A 20067-nucleotide genomic window follows, 5' to 3' on the forward strand; every position below is an offset into this window, starting at 1 on the left:
CGAGCGACCCCGGCGGCCGTCGGGCGGCTCGCCGGGCGCCGGTCGTCGGGGTTTCAGATTCGGCCGAGGAAATCGCGGATGAGCGCGGAGATCTCGGGGCCGTGGGTTTCGAGGGCGAAGTGGCCGGCGTCGAGCAGGTGCAGTTCGGCGTCGGGGAGGTCACGCAGGTAGGCGCGGGCGCCGTCGGCGCCGAAGATCTCGTCGTGTTCACCCCAGGTGATCAGGACCGGGGGACGGTGCTCGGCGAGGTACTTCTGGAAGGCGGGGTAGCCGTCGAGGTTGAACTGGTAGTCCCAGAACAGCTGGAGTTGGATCTCCTTGTTGCCGGGGCGATCCAGGCGGGCCTGGTCCAGTGTCCAGGTGTCGGGGCTGACCAGTGCCAGGCGGTCGGCCGGGACGCCATGGGTGTACTGCCACTCGGTGGCGTCGAGTTCGAGCAGCTTGCGGACATCGGCCTCGTTGGTGGCGCGGTTCTTGGCGTGTGCGAACAGCACGTCCCAGAAGGGGGTGAAGCCCTCGAGATAGGCGTTGCCGGACTGGGAGATGATCGCGGTGACGCGTTCGGGATCGCGGGAGGCGATCCGTAGACCGATGGGCGCGCCGTAATCCTGGATATAGAGGGCGAAGCGGTCGAGGCCGAGGGCGTCGAGCAGTTCGGTGGTGATCTCGGTGAGTTTGTCGAAGCTGTAGTCGAATTCGTCCACCCGCGGCATGGCGGACTGCCCGAAGCCGATGTGATCGGGAGCGATGAGATGGTAGCTGTCGCCGAGCTCGCGCAGCAGGTTGCGGAACATTGCTGAGCTGGACGGAAAGCCGTGCAACAGTACGAGAGTCGGGTTGGCCGGATCGCCTGCTTCGCGGTAGAACACGTCCAGGTCCTGGATCTGCACGGTGTGGTGGCGGACCGCGTTCGTCATGTTCTTTCCTCGATCTGGCTAAACGGTGGTTGCGAGTTCGGCCCGGGGTGTGCGGGCCGGGGTCAGCAGCGCCACGCAGGCGATGCTGAAGATCAGTCCGAGGGCGAAATATCCTCGGTAGCTATCGGTTTGGGCATGGATCACGCCGGCGACGCCCAAACCGGCCGCAGCCGCGAGTTGGTGGGTGATCCAGGCCGGGGCCAGGGTGCGGCCCATGCGCGCCGGGTCCAGGCCGCGCGACATGACGGCCATGGTGAGCGGCACGATCGGGAACGATGCCGCGCCGAACAGGATCGCCACCGCGATCAGCACCCCGGGACCGGGGACGAAGACGGCCAGGACCAACGCGGCGATGCGGACGAGATACAGTGCCCGCAACAGGTTTTCGGGCCGATAGGTGCGCAGCAGCCGGACCAGCGCGGCCGAGGTCAGACCCGCCGAGAGCGCGGCGAGCGCGACCAGGCGGCCGGCGTCGGTGATGCTCCAGCCCAGTTCGGTGGCGTGCTTGGGCAGCATGAGGATCACCACGTATAGCGTCGCGGCATGTAATCCGAAGGCCGACAGCAGCTTTCCGCGGCCGCGCAGCGACTCCGCGCCGCCCGCGGGCGTGCCGGCGCCCGGGCAGGTGGGCAGCCGCAGGGCCAGGTAGGCGGTCACCGCCAGACCGATCGCGCCGAGCACCGCGTAGGTGGCGCGCACCCCGATGGGGTCGAACAAGGCGGTGGCGGCCCACGGAGTGATCAGCTGGCCCAGGTTTATACCCAGCGCGGCCCGCGCGAGCGCCGGTCCGGCCTGGTTGCCGTGCACCCGGCCCAACAGCGTGGTGACGGTGAGGGTGGACGAGGCCGCGAAACCCAGTCCGCCCAGCACCATGTAGGCGGCGACGAATTCCCAGGTGCGGTCCACCACCGACAGCACCAGGTAGCTGCCCGATATCAGGGTGAGCCCGCCGACCAGCACCGCCTTGGCCCCGATGCTGTCGAGCAGCTGCCCGATCGGATGCTGGGCCAGGCCGGTGACGGTGGTGCCGAGAGCCGCGGCCATGGCCATGGCGGCCGCGCTGATGCCGTACTGGGCGGCGGTGGGGGCGAAGAACACGCCCATGGTGAAGTTCAGGCCGAAGGACACGGTCATGGCCGCGAGCCCCGCCCAAGCGATCCGTTCCGGTCGCATGGCTGTCTCCAATATGAAAGGGATTGTCTCCCAAGTGAATATGCGTAGTGATCGAGTCGAGGACGCTCAGCCGGGCTGTCCCGCGGCGGCGGCGGGCAATGCGGTGTTCTCACCCTCGAGCTCGGCGATCCGCTCGCGCAGGCTCGCGACCGCCTCCAGAACTGTCTCGCGCGGAACAGGGACACCCGATCGTCGTGATCGAGATTGCCCCGGCTGATGTACCTGCTTGGGCGTCGTCATGGTCGGCCTTTCGTTCTGTCGGACAGCGGATTCCACGAGCATCTAACCGTTTATACGGCTATGAACGGTTAGGTTCCTCGAATTGATTCCCGGCTGCGCGCTCTTCTTCCGCGATTGCGTCGGATCCGCTCGTGTTCATGAATCTAGGGGCGGCCGGAGCGGGGGCACGCGCAGGTGATCAGGGCGACCGCGTTGCGGGTTGGCGTGACGCCCGTGCAGCTCGCGCACGCCACGAGCCTGGACCCGGCGGTACTCGGCGACGGCTTGCTGCGGGTGCCCACGGAATCGGTCTGGCGGATATGGGAACTGATCGACGCCACGGCCGGGGCCGGCTCCGGCCTGCTGGCCACCGCGGAGGCCGGCCAGGTCGGGTTATCTGTCTGGGGCGACCTGTTCTCCAGTCGGGCGACCTTGGCCGAGAGCCTGCGCACCGTCATGGAATTGCGGGCCGTGGTCACCGATCCCAGCGTCGGGTGGGAAGTGCTGGAGGACGGCGGGCTGCTCACCATCCGCGTCGCGGCAACCGTCGAACCCGAGATGGTGCTGGCTCCCGTCGAGGAGTTCGTGCTCTCGACCATGTTGCGGCAGGTGCGCGAGGCCACCCGGCAGCACCTGACGCCCGTGCGGGTCGCGTTCAGCCATCGTGCCCGGCACCGCTACACGCACCTGGTCGACGAATTCGGTACCGGCCGTATCGACTTCGGCGCTCGGCATTCCGAGATCACCTTTCTCGATGTCGTCGCTCTGCCCACCGGGCTCGACCCGCACCTGGGACAGCTGATGCGCAATCACGCCGAACTGAACATCGCCGCGTCCGATCGGCTCCCAACTGGCAGGACAAGCTCCATGCCGCCATGATCGCGGCCCTCGCCGAGGGTGAGCTCGACCTCGGTCGCGTCGCACAGCGTCTGGCCATCGGCCCCCGGACCCTGCAACGCCGGCTGAGTGAGGTCGGCACCACCTGGCGCGCGGAGGTCGAGGCGATGCGCCATCGCCGGGCCGCGGAGCTGTTGCGCGACACCGATCTTCCCGTCCAATCCATCGCCGCCCGCGTCGGCTACGTCGACGCCCGCGCGCTGCGGCGAGCCTTCCTCCGCTGGACCGGACACACGCCGGACGCGTTCCGTCGTCAGGCCACCGGTCGACCGGACCGCCGAGCCTGACCTCCGGCGATCTCCACAACCTGACCGACGGTGAGATCACCGAGGCGCTCCTAGCCCCGCAGGGTGGCGATGGCCTTCTCGATGCGGCGTCGGCGGGTGTCGGGCTGCTTCGCGCTCTCGATGGCGTGCACGTGCTGGCGCTTGCGGCTGTGGGAGAGGTTGTCGTACGCGGCGCGGGCGGCGGGGTCGTCGTCCAGGGCGCGGGCGAAGTCGGGGGGCTCGACGACGACGCGCGGCTGGGTGTCGAGTTCCAGCTCCACCTCGACCTCCTCGCCGATCTCGACACCCGCGGCCTGCCGGTTGGCATTGCTGAGGCCGAGCAGGTGGCGGCCGCGCATGATGGCGACCCGGCTCTGCCAGGAATGCCCGTTGATGGTGATCGTCACCGGCGGGCGCGCACCCTCGCCGAGCGCCGCGACCACCTCGGGCGGAACCTCCAGGCCCCGCATGGGCTCGGGCGGTTCCACGTGGGTCCGAAATTTCATGGTCATGCTCCTGTCGTGCGGTCGTTCAGCGATCTTGGAGTAGGCCGAGGATATTGCCGTCGGGGTCGATGACCTCGGCGACTCGGCGGCCCTGGCCGACATCGCGCAGGGCCTGCTTCACCGTCGCGCCGGCGGCGATCAGCTCGGCCAGCTTGGCCTCGATATCGGGCACTTCCCAGTAGTTGACCGGGGTGGTGATGGCCTGCGGGCCGCCGTCCGGAACCAGGCCGATGTGGTGGCCGTCGATCTCGAAGCCGACGTAGTAGGTGCCTTCGATCTGCGGCGGCACGCCGAACAGGGCGGTGTACACGGCCGTGGCCGCGGCCAGATCGGAGACGGGATGCAGCACGGTCTTGATGCCCTTGGCTGCGGTGGCGGTCATGTGCACTCCTGTATTTCCGGCGTTGGTGCTGGTCGGTATGGGAAGTACGGTATTTGCGGCGCGACCGCGTGACATCCGTGGTGACCACGGAGCGTGCCACTGAGATGCCCGCCGAAGGTGTTCGCGCACGTGCGAAATGGCCGTAAGTGAGAATGTGGACGTGTCGAAGTCGAAGCCGGTCGTCGCGATCTCCGATCGTGAGGCCGAGGTGCTCGCCCTGGTCGGGCAGCATCGCAGCAATGCCGAAATAGCCGCGCAGCTGTTCATTTCCGTCCGCACCGTGGAGACCCACGTGTCCTCACTGCTGCGCAAGATCGGGGTCGCGGATCGGCGGGCGCTGGCCGCCCGGGCGGCAGAGTTCGTGCAGGCGGAGGACAGCGGCGCGGCGGGCCGCGTCGCACCGGCGGGGGTAATGGCGCTGCCCGCGCCGCCGACCTCGTTCGTCGGCCGTGAGCGGGAACGCGGCGCGTTGCGCGAGGCGGTGCGGGCGCACCGGCAGGTGACCGCGCTGGGGCCCGGCGGAGTCGGCAAAACGCGGCTCGCCCTGGCCGTGGCCGCGGACCTGGCCGGCGAATTCACCGGCGGCGCATGGTTTGTGGACCTGGTGCCGGTGACCGACCCGGCGATGGCCGGGGCCGCGGTGGCACGGGCGCTGGGACTCGGTGAGCAGCAAGGGCGCAGTCTCGAGGACTCGGTGCCCGCCGCGCTGGGCGAGCGCCGGGTGCTGCTGGTGCTCGACAAATGTGAGCATCTGCGCGACGGGGTGGCGCCGTTCATCGAAAACCTGCTCGCGCAGTGTGCGAACGTGACCGTGCTGGCCACCAGCCGGGCGCGCCTCATGGTGCCGTTCGAGCAGGTCTTCCCGGTGCCGCCGCTGTCGCTCGGCGATGACTCCGCGGACGCCGTCGCCTTGTTCTCGGATCGGGCCGCGGCGCTGGGCTGGCCCGTGGACTTCGAACAGCTGGACCAGGTGCGGGAGATCTGCGGACGGCTCGACGGGCTGGCGCTGGCCATCGAACTCGCGGCCGCCCGGCTGCCCACCCTCGGGCTCGACGGGCTCGGCGCGAGTCTCGCGGATCCATTGCGGCTCCTGGTCGGTGGCCGCCGGGCCGACGAACGGCATCAATCCGTGCGGGCCATGCTGGATTGGAGCCAGGCGCTGCTGACCGCCGAGGACCGGTGCGTGCTGCGCCGGGTCGCGGTATTCGTCGCGCCGTTCACCGCCGCCGACGCCATGGCGGTGGCGGGATCGCCGGACCTGGACCCGATCGCGGTCGCCGACGGGCTGGGTCGGCTCACCGAGCAAAGTCTGCTGACCGTGGTGCGTTCCGCGCGCGGCACCCGGTACCGGGCCTTGGAGACCATCCGCCAATACGAACGCGAGGAACTGGCCGCCGCCGGTGAAATCGACGAAGTCCTCGTGCGCCATCTGAATTGGTGTGCCGCGACCGCCGACAGGCTGGTCGCCGATCCCGCACCGGCCACCCGTGAATGGCGCTCCGCGTTCGATGCCGCCGCCGACGATATGCGCGCCGCACTGACCTGGGCCGCGGCGCTGCCCGAACGCCGGGTCGACGCGCACGCGCTGGCGATTTCGCTGGCGCGGCTGACGTTCACCCGAAACCTGATCGGTGAATCGCAGCGGCGCTACGAACAGGCGGCGACACTCACCGATGACCCGGTCGCGTCCGCCGCGGCCTTGCGGAGCGCCGCCGAGGTGGCCGGTTGCCGGATGTGTGGTGGGGACATGTATCGGCTCTACCGTGCCGCCGCCGAAACCATCGGCGGCGCGGGCGATTCCGCGGCGTCGGCCCGGGATCTCGCCACCGCCGCGATCACCGTCTACCGCATGTCCGACACCTTCACCCGGCCCGTCGCGGCGGGCGAGGCCGCGGCGCTGCTGTCGCGGGCGCGCGAACTCGCCGGCGTGGACCCGGCGGCACTGGCCGCCGTCGCCCTCGCCGAATGCGGTGTCGCCTCCGCCGATCTCGCACGCACCGACCTGCCGGAATCGGAAACGCCTGCCACCGTGGCGATCTCGCTCGCGCGACGAGCGGTGGAACTGGCCGATGGCACCGGCGACCCGCTCGCCCGCAGCGCCGCACTCGACGCCCTCACCGCTGCCCAGCTCTGGTACGGCGACGTCTTCGCCGCCGCCGACACCACCCGTCGGCGAGTCGCCCTGCTGACCGCCATGCCGCTGACGCCCGCCAGCGCCCTCGAGCGCGTCAACGCGCTGTCCGAGGCGGCCGATATCGGTATCGGAGTCGGAGATCTCCAGGGCGCCCGCCGCTGGGCCGAACAGCTCAGTGACCTGCCGTTGCTGGCCGAACGCGGCGATTTCGCCACCTCGGCGCTCCTGGTCGTCGACGCCCTGCTCGGCAATCTCGATGAAGTACTCGCCGGCAGTGGACGATTCGTCGATTCCTGGGAACTCTCCGGCCGCCCCGCCGTCCCCGGTCTCGCCCCGGCCGCCGCGGCCGTCGCGATGGCCCACGGTCTGCGCGGTGACGACGCCGCACGCGCCGAGTGGCTCGCCATCGTGGACGCCCTCGGCGGCACGTTCGGCCATCAGGTCGCCTACCGCGCCGTCTTCGAGGCCATCATGCTGCTCGACCGTGGGCAACCCGAACGGGCACTGGCCGGAATGGCCACCGAGCCGGACGCATTGGACGAGCGCACCGTCTGGATCTGGCGACACTGGTATGCCGCCCTGCGTGCCGAAGCCGCCGTGCTGGCCGGCCATCCGGATGCCCGCGGCTTCGTCGCCGCGGCCCGGACCACGGTGTCCGGCAACCCGATAGCCGCTCCGATCGTCGAGCGCGCCGCCGCCCTCCTCGACGAAAACGGTTCCTGATCATCGAGCTCAGGCCGTCGCCTCCCACACGTACCCGTCCGGGTCGGCGAACGAACCGATGCCGCTGTCCATGACGATGCGATGCGATCCGCTCCCCTCGAGGGAGACCCCCGCCTCCTTGGCGGCGGCCTTGCGCGGGTACAGGGCCAGGGTGACCGTCGAGTCCGGGCTCGCGAACTCGGCGTACTTGCCGCCGAAGCTCTTGGTCGCGGTCAAGCCGCGATCGACATAGAACTGCTTGCTGGCCTTCACATCCGCCACGCCCATCAGCAACACCAGGTCGTCGATCTCGCGGGTGAACGGGCCCACGTCCTTCTTCTTCGAGGTGGCGACCTTCCAGATCGTCCCCTCCGGCGCCTGCACCACCGCGCTGTACCCCCACAGGCTCTTCTTCGCGGGCTTGAGGACCGTGAACCCGGCGTCGACCGCGGTGCCGATCAGGCTGTCGACGGTGGAGGGCTGCGACACCACCAGCGACAAGATGTATCCACGGAACCCGGTCGTCGGCGCCGCCGCGGCCCGGAACCCGACCCGGTCACCCAGTCCGAACGCGGCGTCATAGATCGCGGCGGCGGCCTGGGGATCGGCCACCTCCAGCTGAATGTTGATGTCGGTGCTGATGTTCGCGTTGATTTCCATGCTCATAACGCTAGGCACGGGCCGCCCCGCTCACATCCGTGCCGACCACGGAACCCACCACTGAGTCGAGACCGTGGAAGAGACGCTCGGCCCGATTGGATCGCGGCTACATGCCCGGGGAGGTTTCGGCCGTTAGGCTCGGCTGCGTGAGCGAGGTGCAGGCGACGTCCAGCGGGTCCGGTAAGTCCGGCGGGTTGCGCCGCCAGGATGGCGAGGCCGTGCACCCGATCGTGCGGCAGACCGCGGAGTGGTGCTGGCGGCTGCTCATCATCTTCGCGGCGGTGCTGGCCGTGGCCTACCTGGCGCGGAAGCTGTCGACGGTCACCATTCCGATGTCGATCGCGCTGCTCGGCGCGGCGCTGATGGCGCCGCTGGTCAATTGGATGCAGCGGTTCGGGGTGCCGCGGGCGATCGGTGTGTTCGTGACGCTGGTCGGGGCGCTCGGGATACTCGCCGGGATCATGACGTTCGTCGTGGAGCAGTTCGTCTCCGGCGTGCCGCAGCTGTCAGACGAGTTCAAGACGTCGGTGCACCAGGTGCAGGACTGGCTGATCAACGGGCCGCTGCACCTGAGCAACGATCAGATTCGCAATGCGGGCGACACCATCGTCAAGACCGTCGAGTCCAACAAGGACGCGCTGACCAATGGGGCGCTGACCACTGCCACGGTCATCGGCGAGTTCTTCACCGGGGCGTTCCTGACGCTGTTCATCCTCATCTTCTTCCTCTACGGCGGGGAGCAGATCTGGCAGTTCGTCACCCGCATCGTCCCCACCAAGCATCGGGAGCGGGTGCGGACCGCGGGGGTGCTGGGATTCGGGACGCTCACCGGATTCGTGCGGGCCACCGTCATGGTGGCGGCCGTGGACGCCATCGGCATCGGCGCGGGCCTGGCTATTCTCAATGTGCCGCTGGCGCTTCCACTGGCCTCGCTGGTGTTCATCGGCGCGTTCATCCCGATCGTCGGTTCCTTCATCGCCGGGTCGGTGGCGGTGTTCATCGCGCTCATGACCAAGGGCATCGTCACCGCGCTCATCGTGCTGGGCATCACCATCGCGGTCATGCAGCTGGAAGGCCATGTGCTGCAGCCGCTGCTGATGGGCCGCGCCGTGCGCATCCACCCGCTGGCCGTGGTGCTCGCCATTGCCGCGGGGGTAGTGCTGGCGGGGCTGGCGGGCGGTCTGCTCGCGGTGCCGTTCGTGGCGGTGCTCAATACCGCCATCCGCTCGCTGCTGGCCGATTCGCCGGAAGAGGCGTATCAGGAACTGCATACGGGCGATCCACACGACCCCATGTACCACGCCGAACCCGATAAACCGGACGAGCCGCTGGTTCGGGTCCCGGCGGTCCAGGACGACGACCCGGCACCGAAGCCTTCCGGTGACACCGGGGACTGACACCGACCCGGACTGGGCCGCGTCCGCGCCGCTGTGGCGCGCGGTGCAGGCGTTCCGGCTGGTCACGCTGCTGTACGCGGTGGGCCAGCAGGTCGCCTCGGTGCCGTACTACACCAATCAGCGGCTGAGCTGGTTTCTGATCGCCATCATGGTGGTGTGGTCCGGTATCTCGGCGGTGCTGTTGTCGCAGTGGCGGATTCGGCACCATCCGCGGGTGCGCACCGCCGTCGTGATCGGCGACCACGTGGTGGTGATCGCCCTGATCTTCGCCACCCGGCTGGTCGCGCCCTTCGACTGGTACCACGGTCACCAGACCCTGCCCACCACCCTGTGGGCCGCCAATGCCGTTGTCTCCGCGGCGATTCTGCGGGGACCGCTCGGCGGCATCGGCTCCGGACTGCTCATCTCCGCCGCCGTCATCACCACCCGCGAACAATGGGACTTCGACGTCTGGCGTGACACCACCCTGCCCGTGCTCATCTCGACCGGTCTGGCCCTGGGCCTGGCCTCCAACACCGCCCGCCGCGCCCACGCCCAGCTGCAACGCGCCGTCCGGCTCACCGCCGCCGCCCAGGAACGCGAACGCCTGGCCCGCGAGGTGCACGACGGGGTGCTGCAGGTGCTCAGCTACATCAAGCGCCGCGGCAACGAGATCGGCGGTCCGACAGCGGAATTGGCACAGCGCGCGGGCGAGCAGGAGGTGGCGCTGCGGGTGCTCATCTCGGAACAGGGCGCGGGACCCGATACCGGGGGAGCGGAGGAGGATTTGCGGCCTCTGCTCACCGCCCAAGCCACGCCCTCGGTGTTCGTCTCCACCCCGGGCGATCCGGTGCCACTGGGCCGCTGGGCCGCCCGCGAGCTCGCCGCCGCCGTGGCCGCCGCCCTCGCCAATGTGGTGCAGCACGCCGGGCCGGGCGCGAAAGCCTATGTGCTGCTGGAGGATACCGGCGACGAGCTGATCGTGAGCGTGCGCGACGACGGACCCGGCATCCCGCCCGGCCGCCTCGCCGAAGCGGAAGGCCAAGGGCGCATGGGTGTTTCACGGTCCATCGTCGGCCGGGTCGCCGCGCTGGGCGGCACCGCCCAGCTGCTGTTCGAGGCGACGCCCGTCGAGGGCGAGGAAGGGGCCGGTGCGGAGTGGGAATTCCGGGTACCGCTCGAGCGCTGACCGTGCCCCGCGAATCGCGACAATGAGAATGGAGGCGACCATGACCGAAACAGCGCGGCCGATCACCGTGATGGTGGTCGACGACCACCCGATCTGGCGCGACGGCGTCGCCCGCGATCTCGTCGAGGCCGGATTCGACGTGGTCGCCACCGCCGACGGCGTGCGCGCCGCGGGCGCCCGCGCCCAGGCCGTGCAGCCCGCCGTCGTCCTGATGGACATGCAGCTGCCCGACGGCAATGGCGCGGACGCCACCGCCGAGGTGCTGCGGGTCTCGCCGCGCACCCGGGTGCTGGTGCTCTCCGCCTCGGCCGAACGCGCCGACGTGCTCGACGCCATCAAGGCCGGAGCCATCGGCTACCTGGTGAAAAGCGCCTCCGCCACCGAGCTCCTGGACGCCGTGCGCGCCACCGCCGCCGGACAGGCCGTATTCACCCCGGGCCTGGCCGGACTGGTCCTGGGCGAATTCCGCCGCATCGCCAATACGCCCCCCGACCGCGACGAACCCCACCGCCCCGCCCTCACCGACCGCGAGACCGATGTGCTGCGCATGGTGGCAAAGGGCTTGTCCGCCAAGCAGATCGCCACCCGGCTGGGCCTGAGCCACCGCACCGTCGAGAACCACGTGCAGTCCACGCTGCGCAAACTGCAACTGGGCAATCGCGTGGAGCTGACCCGCTACGCCATCGAACAGGGCCTCGAATAGGGGCGCGGATCAGGGATTGCCCTGATGCGGGGAGGGGCCCGGGCTGGTTAGCCTCGATGGCATGGGAGGTCCTGAAGCGGTTTCCGCGATCGCTACCGGCAACGCCGTGATCGGCGACCGGGATCTACGGGTATCTGATGTCGAACGCGAACATGTCGGCCGACTGCTGCAGCGCGCAGTGGGGCTGGGCATGCTGTCGCTGGGGGAATTCACCGAGCGCATGGACACCGCGCTCGCGGCCAAGACCCGCGGCGAACTCAATACGGTGCTGGTCGATCTGCCGGGCGTCCGGCTGGTCGGACAGCCCGCGCCGATGGGCTACCCGCAGCCGCAGCCGTTCACCGGGCAGCCGCGGTACGTGCCGTCGCAGCGGATGGCGCCGGCGGTGCCGGGCAATGTGATTCGCGCCCGGCTGTCGAGTGTGGAACGCAAGGGCGCCTGGCAGGTGCCGCCCACACTGATGATCACCAGCCTGCTGGGCAGCGTGCGACTGGACTTCACCCAGGCCGTGATGTCCACCCAGGTGGTGGAGATCCACGTCAACGACACCTGCGGCTCGCTGGAGCTGATCGTGCCGCCCGAGGCCACCGTCGATCTGAATCACATCGATCTGATCGGGTCCAGCGCCGAGACCAAGGTGCGCACCGGCCCGCCCATCGGCCGCCTGCACATCATCGTGCACGGCACGCTGCGGTTCAGTTCCGTGAAAGCCAAGCAGCCCTTCGGAACCAACTGGAAGCGCTTCCTCAACGGCGCGTGACCGGCCCGGCGGCAATCGATTCCGGCCGGTAAGGTCACCTGTATGGTGGAAGGCGTCGAGGTTCCGGAGGCTGTGCATCGATCCGGCGACGGTGAACCGCTGCTGCTGTTGCACGGCGTCCTGCTGACCTGGCAGTCCTGGGGCGCGGTCCTCGACGACCTGGCCGCCGAACACAGCGTCCTGGCCCCCACCCTGCCCGGCCACTGGGGCGGCCCCGAGGCTGTTCGCCCCGCCACCGTCGCCGCCCTGGTCGACCACTGTGAACGCCTGCTCGACGAATCCGGCTGGGAGACAGCGCATATCGCGGGCAATTCGCTCGGCGGCTGGATCGCCCTGGAACTCGCCGCCCGCGGCCGCGCGCGCTCCTGCACCGCCATCGCCCCGGCCGGTCTGTGGCGCACCCCCGCCGCCGCGGACTCCCTGCTCCGCAAGTTCCGCGCCTTCGGCCCGCTCATCGGACTGGGCCCCGGTCAGCGGCCGACCATGCCCTCCCTGCTGCGCAGCCTGCTGCTCCCGCTGCTCGCCAACCGGCCCGCCGATGTCCCGAATCCTCTGGCCAAGGCCATGACCGCGGCCATCACCGAATGCGCCATCGTCGACGACCTGGCCGAAGACCCGGAGCTCCCAACGGGTTTCACCCGCCTGGCCGAACTCGACCTGCCCACCACGATCCTGCTGCCGGAGAACGACCGAGTCCTCCCGCCCCACGTCTACCTGCCGCTCACCTCGACCCCCTCCGTCGACGTGCGCCGCTTGCCGGACCTGGGTCACGTCCCCATGCTCGAGGCCCCCGACCTCATCACCGCCGAGATCCACGCCGCCATCGCCCGCACCATCGCCCCCGCCCGCCCCGCCTGACCGGTGCCCCGCCCGGATAGGGCCGAAGTGGGGTACAAATCGGGCGTAGCCCGGGTGTTTCTACTCATGTGACCGAACGCCCAGGTCGAGAGTATGGCGGACATGAATCTCGCCATCGATCCTCGCCTGATCGCGCGGCTGTCGACTGAATTCACCTCGCTCGGCGAGCGCCTGAACGTCCTCGGCCGCGACCTCGACACCCTGCGTTGCCAGGTCATCGCGGAAAACGCCCGCATCGCACCCACTCGAACCACCCCACCCGTCACCGCACCACCGGTGACGGGCGAATCCATGCCCCCGGCCGCGCAGCCCGCCCCGGCTCCGGTACCCGGCGGGATCCCGCCGACGACTTCGGCGATCCCGCCGGTTCCCGAAGCGACTCCATGGGCATCCCCGGTCCCGGGCGGCGAGCATCCGGTAGTCGCGCGCGGGGTATCCGCGGCGGCTGCGGCGGCACAGTCCGCGAATATCCCTGCCGCCGGGCCGATTCCGCAGCCGCCGGCCGCGCCCACCTGGTCCACCCCCGCCGGGACGATGGGCCCGACTCCGCCGATTCCGCCTGCCGCGGGTTGGGGGCCGGTGCCTGCGCCGATCACCGGAGCGGTCGCGGGTCCGGGCTCGGCACCGGGTGCTGGGCCGATCGGCATGGGAGCGCCTGTGGGACAGGGCATTCCGGGGGGCGCGGGGGCGGCGCGGCCCGGGTGGATGGCCGCCGGTGCGCCGCAGCCCGGGTATCGGCCCATGCCGCCGGTTCCGCCGCAGCGGCGTAGCGCCTATGCGCGGCCGATTCGTGCGCCGTGGTGGCAGCGGGAAGGGGTGATCAGCCGGGTGCTGGCCGTTGCCGGTGTCGCTGTCACGCTCATCGGCGTGGTCATGCTGCTGGTGCTGGCGGCGCAGGCCGGGTTCTTCGGGCCGGTGCCGAGAGTCGTTGCCGGGGCGTTGTTCTCGGGTGCGCTGGTGTTCTCGGGGACGCGGGTCAATGCGAAGGCGGGCGGACGGGTCGGGGGAATCGCGTTGGCGGCCACCGGTATCGCAGGGGGATACCTGGATGTCATCGCGATGACCACGATGTACCACTGGCTGCATCCGGTGGTGGGATATGTGGTGGCGCTGGGGATCGCGGCCGGGGGTGTGGCGCTGGCGGTGCAGTGGCGGTCGCAGGCGCTGGCGGTGATGGTCATGCTGGGTGCGGCATTGCTGGCGCCGTTCGTGACCACCGAACTGGCGCTGCTGGGCTTCCTCATCGTGCTGCAGATCGCCGCGCTCCCGGTGCAATCGGTGCGCGACTGGCCGGGCCTGCACTTCGTGCGCACGATTCCGGCGGTGCTGGCCACGCTGGTGGCGGTGGCCGCCTCGGCGCTGGGGCTGGATACCGACCGGACTCCGGCCTCGGATCGCTTTCAGGTGCTGGCCGCGGCCATTGTCATCGCGATCGCCGGGCTGGTGGGCGCGGTGCTCGCGGTGCGCAAGCGGGCCGGGGATATCGCGGCGAGCCTGAGTTTCGCGGCGGCGGTCGTCCCGATGCTGGCCGCGCCGATCATGTTCGGGCGCACCGGATCGGTCATCGTGTCGGCCGCCGTCGCGGCGGTGCTGCTGGTGGTGGCCGCGCTGCCCTGGCTGCCGACACTCGGAGCTGCGCTGCAGATTCCGGGGCAGCTGGCCGTGGTGGCCGGGCTCGCGGGCGCCTTCGCGCTGCTGGAGGCGTGCATCGGGGTCACCCGGGTGCAGACGCTGCCGCTGGCGCTGTCGGTGGTCGCCATGGGCTTCCTGGCGGTGGCCGGTCAGCAGCGGTCGCGAATCACCGCGGGCATCGGTGCGGGCTACGGCGCGCTCGGCGTGCTGACCTTCGCCTTCCGGGCCGACCCCGCGACGCTGGCCGCGCAGTCGGAAGCCGAAGCACACCTGGGCATGTCGACCGCCCTCTCGGCGCTCGCGATCCTCGCGGTGCTGGTGGTGGCGGGCTGGAGCGGACGTCGTCTCGGCCTGCTGGACCGGGAGTCCGATGCCACCGTCCTGTCGGTGTTCGCCGGTATGGGCGGGCTGTACGCGGTGACGGTGCTGACGGTCTCGCTGGGCGTCGCCACCGGTGATCCCAATGGTTTCCGCGCCGGTCACGCCATCGCGACCGTCGTCTGGATGGCCGCGGCGACGGCGGCCCTGCTCTTCGGTCTGCGCCGGCTGAGCCGGAGCCCGCAGCGGGCCAAGGTCGCGCTGGGCGCGGGGCTGCTGGTCACCGCGGCCGCCCTGGCCAAGCTGTTCCTCTTCGACCTGGCCACCCTCGACGGCCTGGTCCGCGCGGCGGCCTTCCTGGTGGTCGGTGTCCTGCTCCTGCTGGTGGGCACCCGCTACGCGCGGGCCTTCGCCGATCTGGACTCGCGCCCGCCCACTCCGTGAGCGATCGAAAAACGAACGCCCGGCCGAGGATTCGGCCGGGCGTTCGCGGTCTCGCGATCAGTCGCGGTTCTGGCGGCGGAGCAGTTCGTTGACGCTGACCTGGCGTCCCTCACCGCCCCGGTGCTTGGCGTCCTCGTCGGGCTTGGGTCGGCGGCGCGCCGAGCGCAGATCCGACATCCACTGCTCGATATTGCTGCGGCCGTCACCCGGCGCCTCGTCGTCGGACGCGTGGTGCGCCGATTGCGCTTCCGGGTCGGCGGAATCCGCGGCCGCCTCGGCCTCGGACGGCTGCGGCTGGTACAGCTGAGCCCGCGTCGCCGGATGCGGCGGGAGCTTCGGACCCTGCGGCGGCAGCACCCGCTCGGAGCCGATCGCCGGCGCGGGCGGCTGCGAATCCACCGGTGCCGCAGGCGAAGCCGGCTGCGAGACGGACGGCACCGTACCGCCCGCGACGGGGGGCACAGCACTGCCTGCGACGGGGGGCACAGCACTGCCTGCGACAGGGGGCACCGTGCGGGGTGGGATCGGAGTCCGGAAGGCCCCGTCCTGGCCCGGGGTGGCCGCATCGGCCGGCGCGGAACCCGCACCGGGAGAGGCGAAATCGCCGATCGGCAGCGGGCCGCGGGCGGTCGACCCGGCACCGAGATCGGTGGTCGGCGCATCCGCCGAGGCGGCACCGGTCACCCGGCGCGGCGGCAGTGCCGCACCGGAATCCGCCGGGCCGCTTAGATTCGTCAGCGGCGCGGGGTTCGCCGTTGCGGGAGCACCGGATTCGACTCCGGACGCCGGGGTCGCGGCACCGGCGTCCCTGGAAACCGGGGCGGCGGAATCGGATTCGGTCTTCCCGACGAGCCCGGCCAGCGGGCTCGGGGTCGCCGCACCGCCGGAATTGGCCATGAAGGCCGGGGTGGTGGCGGTCGACGGGGTGACGCCGTGCCCGGGACGCGCTGTGGCGGACGGGAATCCGGGCGCGGGCCGCTCCGCCTCGGGTGCCGGGGCGGCGGGCGGCGGAGTGGCGGTCGACGGGGTGGCCGCCGGGACATCGATGCGCTGGGTCGGAGCCTCGCTGTCGATATCGACGGTCCGGCGCGGGCGCGGCTTGCGCGCGCGGGCGGGCTCCGACCCGTCGGTGATCATCGGGATCTGCATGGTGACCGGGTCGGTGACCGGGGTGGTCTTGACCAGGTCGATCACCTCGCCGCCGCCGGGCCGCTCATCGTCGAGGATGGGCTCGCCCAGCCCGATCTTCTGCTGGATCTTCTTCATCCACTTGGGCGCCCACCAGCAGTCGTCGCCGAGCAGCTTCATGGTGGCCGGGACCAGCAGCATGCGCAGCACGGTCGCGTCGATGAACAGCGCCGCCACCATTCCGTAGGCGATGTACTGCATCATCACCAGATCGGAGAAGGCGAACGCACCCGTCACGACCAGCAGGATCAGCGCGGCGGCGGTGATGATGCGCCCGGTCTGGGCGGTACCCGCGCGCACCGCCTCGGTGGTGCTCGCGCCCTGGGTGCGCGCTTCGACCATGCGGGACAACAGGAATACCTCGTAGTCCACGGATAGGCCGTAGATGATCGCGATGATCAGCACCAGCACCGGCGCCATGATCGGCTGCGGTGTGAAGGTCAGCAGTGACGCACCGTGACCGTCGATGAAGATCCAGGTCAGGATGCCCAGCGTCGATCCGAGACCGAGCGCGCTCATGAGCGCCGCCTTCAGCGGCAGCACCAGCGAGCCGAAGGTGAGGAACATCAGGATGGTGGTGACCAGCAGGACGATGACGATCATCCAGGGCATGCGGGACATCAGCGACTGGAGGCTGTCCATCATCAGCACCGGCTGGCCCGTGACCAGCACCTCGGCGCTGTCGGGCACCTCCATCGACCGCAGGTAGTCGACGGTCGCCTCGGGATGCGCGCTGTCCACGATGGTCGCGTCGGACACCCACACGTTCGACCCGTTCGGCGGCTTCTGCGGAATGCCGAACTGGGCGTTCTTCACGAGTCCCGGAGCCTGATTCGCCGTCGCGAGGATCGGTCCGATGTCCCTGGAGTTGTCGGTGATGATGATCAGCTGCACCGGATCCGCCTTGCGCAGCGGGAAGGTCTCGTCGAAGTGCTGCTGCGCCAGCCGCACCGGATTGTCCGGCGGCAGATAGGTTTCCGAGATGCCGCCGAACTGCAGGTTCTTCACCGGAATGATGAGCAGCAGCAGGCCGATGGTCAGCGGGATCGCGACCTTGAGCGGGTGCTTCATCACCCAGGCGGTGAGTTTGCCCCAGAATCCGGCCTCGATCTCCTCGGCCGTCTTGGTCTTGCGAATCCATTTGAGGCTCAAGGCGTCCACGCGCGGACCCAGGATGCTCAGCAGTGCGGGCAGCACGGTGAGCGAGGTGATCATGGCCAGCAGGACCGCGGCGATGGTGCCGTAGGCGACCGATTGCAGGAAGCCCTGCGGGAACAGCAGCATGCCCGCGCTGGCCGCGATGATCATGGTCGCCGAGGAGGTGACCGTGCGCCCGGCCGTCATCACCGAGCGCCGCACGGCCGCCCGGGTGTCGTAGCCCTCGGCCAGCTCCTCACGGAACCGGCTGACGATGAACAGGCCGTAGTCGATGGCCAGACCCAGGCCGATCATCGACACCACGGCCGAGACGAACGAGTTCACCTCGGTGTACTTGGTCAGCGCCATGATCATGCCGTTGGCGGCGATGATCGTCAGGCCGCCGATGATCAAAGGCAGTGCGGCGGCGACGATTCCGCCGAAGATGAAGAACAGCAGCACCGCGACGGCGGGCAGCGCGAGCATCTCCATACGCTTGACGTCGCTGGCGATGGTGTGGTTCAGGGTGTAAGCGACCGGCTGCAGACCGCCGACCTCGACCTTGACGCCCGGCACCGAGAAGGCGTTCTGTACCGCGCCGTAGGCCGCCAGCATCTCGGTGTCGTTGTTGCCGTTGAGAGCGATGGTGGCGAACGCGTGCTTGCGGTCGGCGCTGACGGTCTGCGCGACCTGCTGACCCGTGTCGGTCTTCCAGGGCGAGAGATTGACCTTGCTGATCTGCGGGTGATCCTTCGGCAGCGCGTTGAGGCTGTCGATGACCTTCTGGCTCCACGCCGGATCGTCGACGGTCTTGCCGTCGGGGGCGGTGTACAGCAGCACCACGTCACTGTTGTGATCGCGGCTGTACACCGAATCCTTCAGTATCGAAGCCTTTGTCGACTGCGAAGTGGGGTCGAACCACCCACTGGAGCTCAGATGGTCTTCGATCCCCAGCCCGAACACGCCGAGTGAGGCCAGTGCAGCCACCATCACACCCAGAACGGTGAAGCGCAGCTTGTAGACCAGGTCGCCCCAGCGGGTGAACACTAAGCGACTCCTTGAGCGGGGCGGGAGGTGAGCAGGGCCGACAGCGGCCGGAACGGCTGCAGCCAGGCTCCCTCGTCGGGCAGCGAGTCGAGGCTGACCCGGGGCAGCGGTTCACGGAACACGCCCGGGATGTCCTCGAGGTCGATGAACTCGAGAATATCCGACGTGACCGCCCAACTCGCGTGCTCGCGGAAACCCAGCACCTGGACGGGGACACCGGCGGCGGCGATCTCCTCGAGCGGCGCGCGGAACGCCTGCCCGTCGGCGGAGGCCACCATGATTCCGGCCAAACCGGCACCGCGGCGGCGTAGTTCGATGTGGGCGAGCATGTCGGAGTCGACATCGGAGTCTTCGTCGATCTTGGGTTTGGCGAAGACGGCGTAGCCGACATTGCGCAGCGCCGCGACCCACGGCCGCACCACATCCGCGGTGCCCGGGGCGATATTGGTGAAGACCGTGGCCTCGGGTTCGACCCGGGTGGTGCTGCCCACCGATAGTTCCGCGGTGCGCGCCAGCAGCCCGCGGCCGAGCGCGTCGAAGCGCGGGCGGTACGCGGCGGTCGGGCGACCGCCGAGGATGGCGCCGAGGCCCATATCGAGATTCGGGGCATCCCAGACCAGCAGGACGCGGCGCACGTCGGTGGCATTGCCGCCCAAGGCGACCGTGGCGCTTCCGCCGAGCCCTGCGGTGCCCGGCATTTCGGTCGACGCGGTGCCGTGCATTATTCCGGCAACATCCGCGACCTCGGGGGCCATCTCACTGACGCTCATGATTCGATCTTCCCCCAAATGAACTCGGTGATGGCGCTACCCGCGCGGAGTCCTTTGTTTTCAAACTTGGTAATCGGACGTTCGAAACCAATCGGTGCCTTGGTTCGGTATGCCGCGGGGTCCCCGCCCGTCGGCTCATTCATGCCGATGAGCTGGGGTTCCGCATTTCCGTACTGCCCGATCCACTCGGCATAATCCGCGTGGTCGGTCGCGACATGCAACACGCCGCCGGGAATCAGGCGACTTGCGATGAGTGCGAAGGTTTCCGGCTGCAGCAGCCGGCGTTTATGGTGACGCGCCTTGGGCCAGGGGTCCGGAAAGAACACTCGAACACCCGTCAGCGATTCGGGAGCAATCATATTTTCCAGGACATCCACGGCATCGCCGCGCAGCAGCCGGAGGTTGTCGATGTCCTCGCGCTCCACGCGCTGCACCAGCTGCGCCAGGCCCGGCTTGTAGACCTCGATGCCGATCAGATTGAACTGCGGCTCGGCCTGCGCCATGGCCGCGGTGGCGGTGCCGGTGCCGCAGCCGATCTCGATGATCAGCGGGGCCGAGCGCCCGAACCAGGCGTCGGCGTCCAGCTTTTCGTCGGAGACGTCCTTGCCGATCCGCGGCCACACCCGATCCCAGGCGTCCTGCCGGGCCGGCGAGACCGCGCCGCGCCGGGCGCGGAAGCTGGTCACGCGGGGGTACAGGCGATTGCCCCCGGGCTGGCCGGGAACTGGCTCGGCAGTGTGGTTCGCGGCGTCGTTCACGGCGTCCATTGTCCAGTATTGGATGATTAGC

Annotated in this window: 18 protein-coding genes; 9 read left to right on the plus strand and 9 right to left on the minus strand. The window is 69.7% G+C overall.

What is annotated here, in order from left to right; all coding sequences use genetic code 11:
* Positions 1–53 precede the first annotated feature (53 nt).
* The 3 genes from NS2_RS07320 to NS2_RS35865 all read right to left on the minus strand — a co-directional run bounded on the left by NS2_RS07320 (position 54) and on the right by NS2_RS35865 (position 2330).
* Positions 54–917 (minus strand): alpha/beta fold hydrolase, encoded by an 864-nt coding sequence (locus NS2_RS07320; RefSeq protein ID WP_036545447.1) that lies wholly within the window; start codon positions 915–917, stop codon positions 54–56.
* A gap of 18 nt (positions 918–935) precedes the next feature.
* Positions 936–2090, minus strand: coding sequence for an MFS transporter (locus NS2_RS07325; RefSeq protein WP_081985652.1), 1155 nt, complete (start codon positions 2088–2090; stop codon positions 936–938).
* Between the two features lie 66 nt (positions 2091–2156).
* Positions 2157–2330 (minus strand): hypothetical protein, encoded by a 174-nt coding sequence (locus tag NS2_RS35865; protein ID WP_155239035.1) that lies wholly within the window; start codon positions 2328–2330, stop codon positions 2157–2159.
* A gap of 174 nt (positions 2331–2504) precedes the next feature.
* Between NS2_RS35865 and NS2_RS07330 the strand changes: the two genes are divergently transcribed.
* Positions 2505–3188 carry an AraC family transcriptional regulator ligand-binding domain-containing protein gene (locus NS2_RS07330; RefSeq protein ID WP_081985653.1) on the plus strand — a complete coding sequence of 228 codons (684 nt, stop codon included), beginning with the start codon at positions 2505–2507 and terminating at the stop codon, positions 3186–3188.
* Positions 3185–3493: a helix-turn-helix transcriptional regulator gene (locus NS2_RS07335; protein WP_052086002.1), complete on the plus strand. Its 309-nt coding sequence runs from the start codon at positions 3185–3187 to the stop codon at positions 3491–3493. Before NS2_RS07330 ends, NS2_RS07335 begins: the two co-directional genes overlap by 4 nt.
* Before the next feature lie 50 nt (positions 3494–3543).
* On the opposite strand, the gene NS2_RS07340 is transcribed toward NS2_RS07335, so the two are convergent.
* Positions 3544–3978, minus strand: coding sequence for a YdeI/OmpD-associated family protein (locus tag NS2_RS07340; RefSeq protein ID WP_033085949.1), 435 nt, complete (start codon positions 3976–3978; stop codon positions 3544–3546).
* A 25-nt stretch (positions 3979–4003) separates the two neighbouring features.
* Positions 4004–4360 (minus strand): VOC family protein, encoded by a 357-nt coding sequence (locus NS2_RS07345; RefSeq protein ID WP_033085907.1) that lies wholly within the window; start codon positions 4358–4360, stop codon positions 4004–4006.
* A 160-nt stretch (positions 4361–4520) separates the two neighbouring features.
* Between NS2_RS07345 and NS2_RS07350 the strand changes: the two genes are divergently transcribed.
* Positions 4521–7217: an ATP-binding protein gene (locus NS2_RS07350; protein WP_261772264.1), complete on the plus strand. Its 2697-nt coding sequence runs from the start codon at positions 4521–4523 to the stop codon at positions 7215–7217.
* A gap of 9 nt (positions 7218–7226) precedes the next feature.
* Here NS2_RS07350 and NS2_RS07355 read toward each other — a convergent pair whose 3' ends face one another.
* Positions 7227–7856 (minus strand): VOC family protein, encoded by a 630-nt coding sequence (locus tag NS2_RS07355; protein ID WP_155239036.1) that lies wholly within the window; start codon positions 7854–7856, stop codon positions 7227–7229.
* A gap of 218 nt (positions 7857–8074) precedes the next feature.
* Here NS2_RS07355 and NS2_RS07360 point away from each other — a divergent pair, with 218 nt between their 5' ends.
* From NS2_RS07360 to NS2_RS07385, 6 genes are all read left to right on the plus strand, one after another.
* A complete protein-coding gene (locus NS2_RS07360) occupies positions 8075–9253 on the plus strand; it encodes an AI-2E family transporter (protein ID WP_370737274.1) in 1179 nt (392 codons plus the stop codon).
* Entirely contained in the window at positions 9237–10421 is a 1185-nt protein-coding gene (gene macS, locus NS2_RS07365; protein ID WP_081985654.1) for a MacS family sensor histidine kinase, read from the plus strand. The genes NS2_RS07360 and macS overlap by 17 nt, the downstream gene beginning before the upstream one ends.
* 40 nt (positions 10422–10461) lie before the next feature.
* A complete protein-coding gene (locus NS2_RS07370) occupies positions 10462–11124 on the plus strand; it encodes a response regulator (RefSeq protein WP_096490912.1) in 663 nt (220 codons plus the stop codon).
* 109 nt (positions 11125–11233) lie between these two features.
* Entirely contained in the window at positions 11234–11884 is a 651-nt protein-coding gene (locus tag NS2_RS07375; protein ID WP_033085954.1) for a DUF1707 SHOCT-like domain-containing protein, read from the plus strand.
* Positions 11885–11926: 42 nt separating this feature from the next.
* Positions 11927–12742 (plus strand): alpha/beta fold hydrolase, encoded by an 816-nt coding sequence (locus NS2_RS07380; RefSeq protein WP_052086004.1) that lies wholly within the window; start codon positions 11927–11929, stop codon positions 12740–12742.
* Between the two features lie 705 nt (positions 12743–13447).
* Positions 13448–15136, plus strand: a complete 1689-nt coding sequence (locus NS2_RS07385) for a DUF2339 domain-containing protein (RefSeq protein WP_422395182.1) — start codon at positions 13448–13450, stop codon at positions 15134–15136.
* Between the two features lie 57 nt (positions 15137–15193).
* Here the strand turns inward: NS2_RS07385 and NS2_RS07390 are convergent, their stop codons facing one another.
* The 3 genes from NS2_RS07390 to trmB are packed head-to-tail and all read right to left on the minus strand — an operon-like array spanning position 15194 to position 20045.
* Positions 15194–18508: an MMPL family transporter gene (locus tag NS2_RS07390; protein ID WP_096490752.1), complete on the minus strand. Its 3315-nt coding sequence runs from the start codon at positions 18506–18508 to the stop codon at positions 15194–15196.
* The gene (locus NS2_RS07395) at positions 18508–19278 is read right to left on the minus strand and encodes an NYN domain-containing protein (RefSeq protein WP_096490751.1); all 771 of its coding nucleotides are present in this window, start codon (positions 19276–19278) and stop codon (positions 18508–18510) included. Before NS2_RS07395 ends, NS2_RS07390 begins: the two co-directional genes overlap by 1 nt.
* Positions 19275–20045 (minus strand): tRNA (guanosine(46)-N7)-methyltransferase TrmB, encoded by a 771-nt coding sequence (gene trmB / locus NS2_RS07400; RefSeq protein ID WP_045436208.1) that lies wholly within the window; start codon positions 20043–20045, stop codon positions 19275–19277. Before trmB ends, NS2_RS07395 begins: the two co-directional genes overlap by 4 nt.
* Positions 20046–20067: the final 22 nt, after the last annotated feature.

Origin of the sequence: Nocardia seriolae NBRC 15557, from assembly GCF_007990715.1 — a bacterium.
Lineage (GTDB): Bacteria > Actinomycetota > Actinomycetes > Mycobacteriales > Mycobacteriaceae > Nocardia > Nocardia seriolae.

Excerpts from the sequence above, each read along its gene's own strand:
- NS2_RS07320 (WP_036545447.1), bottom strand. The coding sequence starts at position 917 with ATGACGAACGCGGTCCGCCACCACACCGTGCAGATCCAGGACCTGGAC.
- NS2_RS07325 (WP_081985652.1), bottom strand. The coding sequence starts at position 2,090 with ATGCGACCGGAACGGATCGCTTGGGCGGGGCTCGCGGCCATGACCGTG.
- NS2_RS35865 (WP_155239035.1), bottom strand. The coding sequence starts at position 2,330 with ATGACGACGCCCAAGCAGGTACATCAGCCGGGGCAATCTCGATCACGA.
- NS2_RS07335 (WP_052086002.1), top strand. The coding sequence starts at position 3,185 with ATGATCGCGGCCCTCGCCGAGGGTGAGCTCGACCTCGGTCGCGTCGCA.
- NS2_RS07340 (WP_033085949.1), bottom strand. The coding sequence starts at position 3,978 with ATGAAATTTCGGACCCACGTGGAACCGCCCGAGCCCATGCGGGGCCTG.
- NS2_RS07345 (WP_033085907.1), bottom strand. The coding sequence starts at position 4,360 with ATGACCGCCACCGCAGCCAAGGGCATCAAGACCGTGCTGCATCCCGTC.
- NS2_RS07355 (WP_155239036.1), bottom strand. The coding sequence starts at position 7,856 with ATGGAAATCAACGCGAACATCAGCACCGACATCAACATTCAGCTGGAG.
- NS2_RS07370 (WP_096490912.1), top strand. The coding sequence starts at position 10,462 with ATGACCGAAACAGCGCGGCCGATCACCGTGATGGTGGTCGACGACCAC.
- NS2_RS07380 (WP_052086004.1), top strand. The coding sequence starts at position 11,927 with ATGGTGGAAGGCGTCGAGGTTCCGGAGGCTGTGCATCGATCCGGCGAC.
- NS2_RS07385 (WP_422395182.1), top strand. The coding sequence starts at position 13,448 with ATGGCCGCCGGTGCGCCGCAGCCCGGGTATCGGCCCATGCCGCCGGTT.
- NS2_RS07395 (WP_096490751.1), bottom strand. The coding sequence starts at position 19,278 with ATGAGCGTCAGTGAGATGGCCCCCGAGGTCGCGGATGTTGCCGGAATA.
- trmB (WP_045436208.1), bottom strand. The coding sequence starts at position 20,045 with ATGGACGCCGTGAACGACGCCGCGAACCACACTGCCGAGCCAGTTCCC.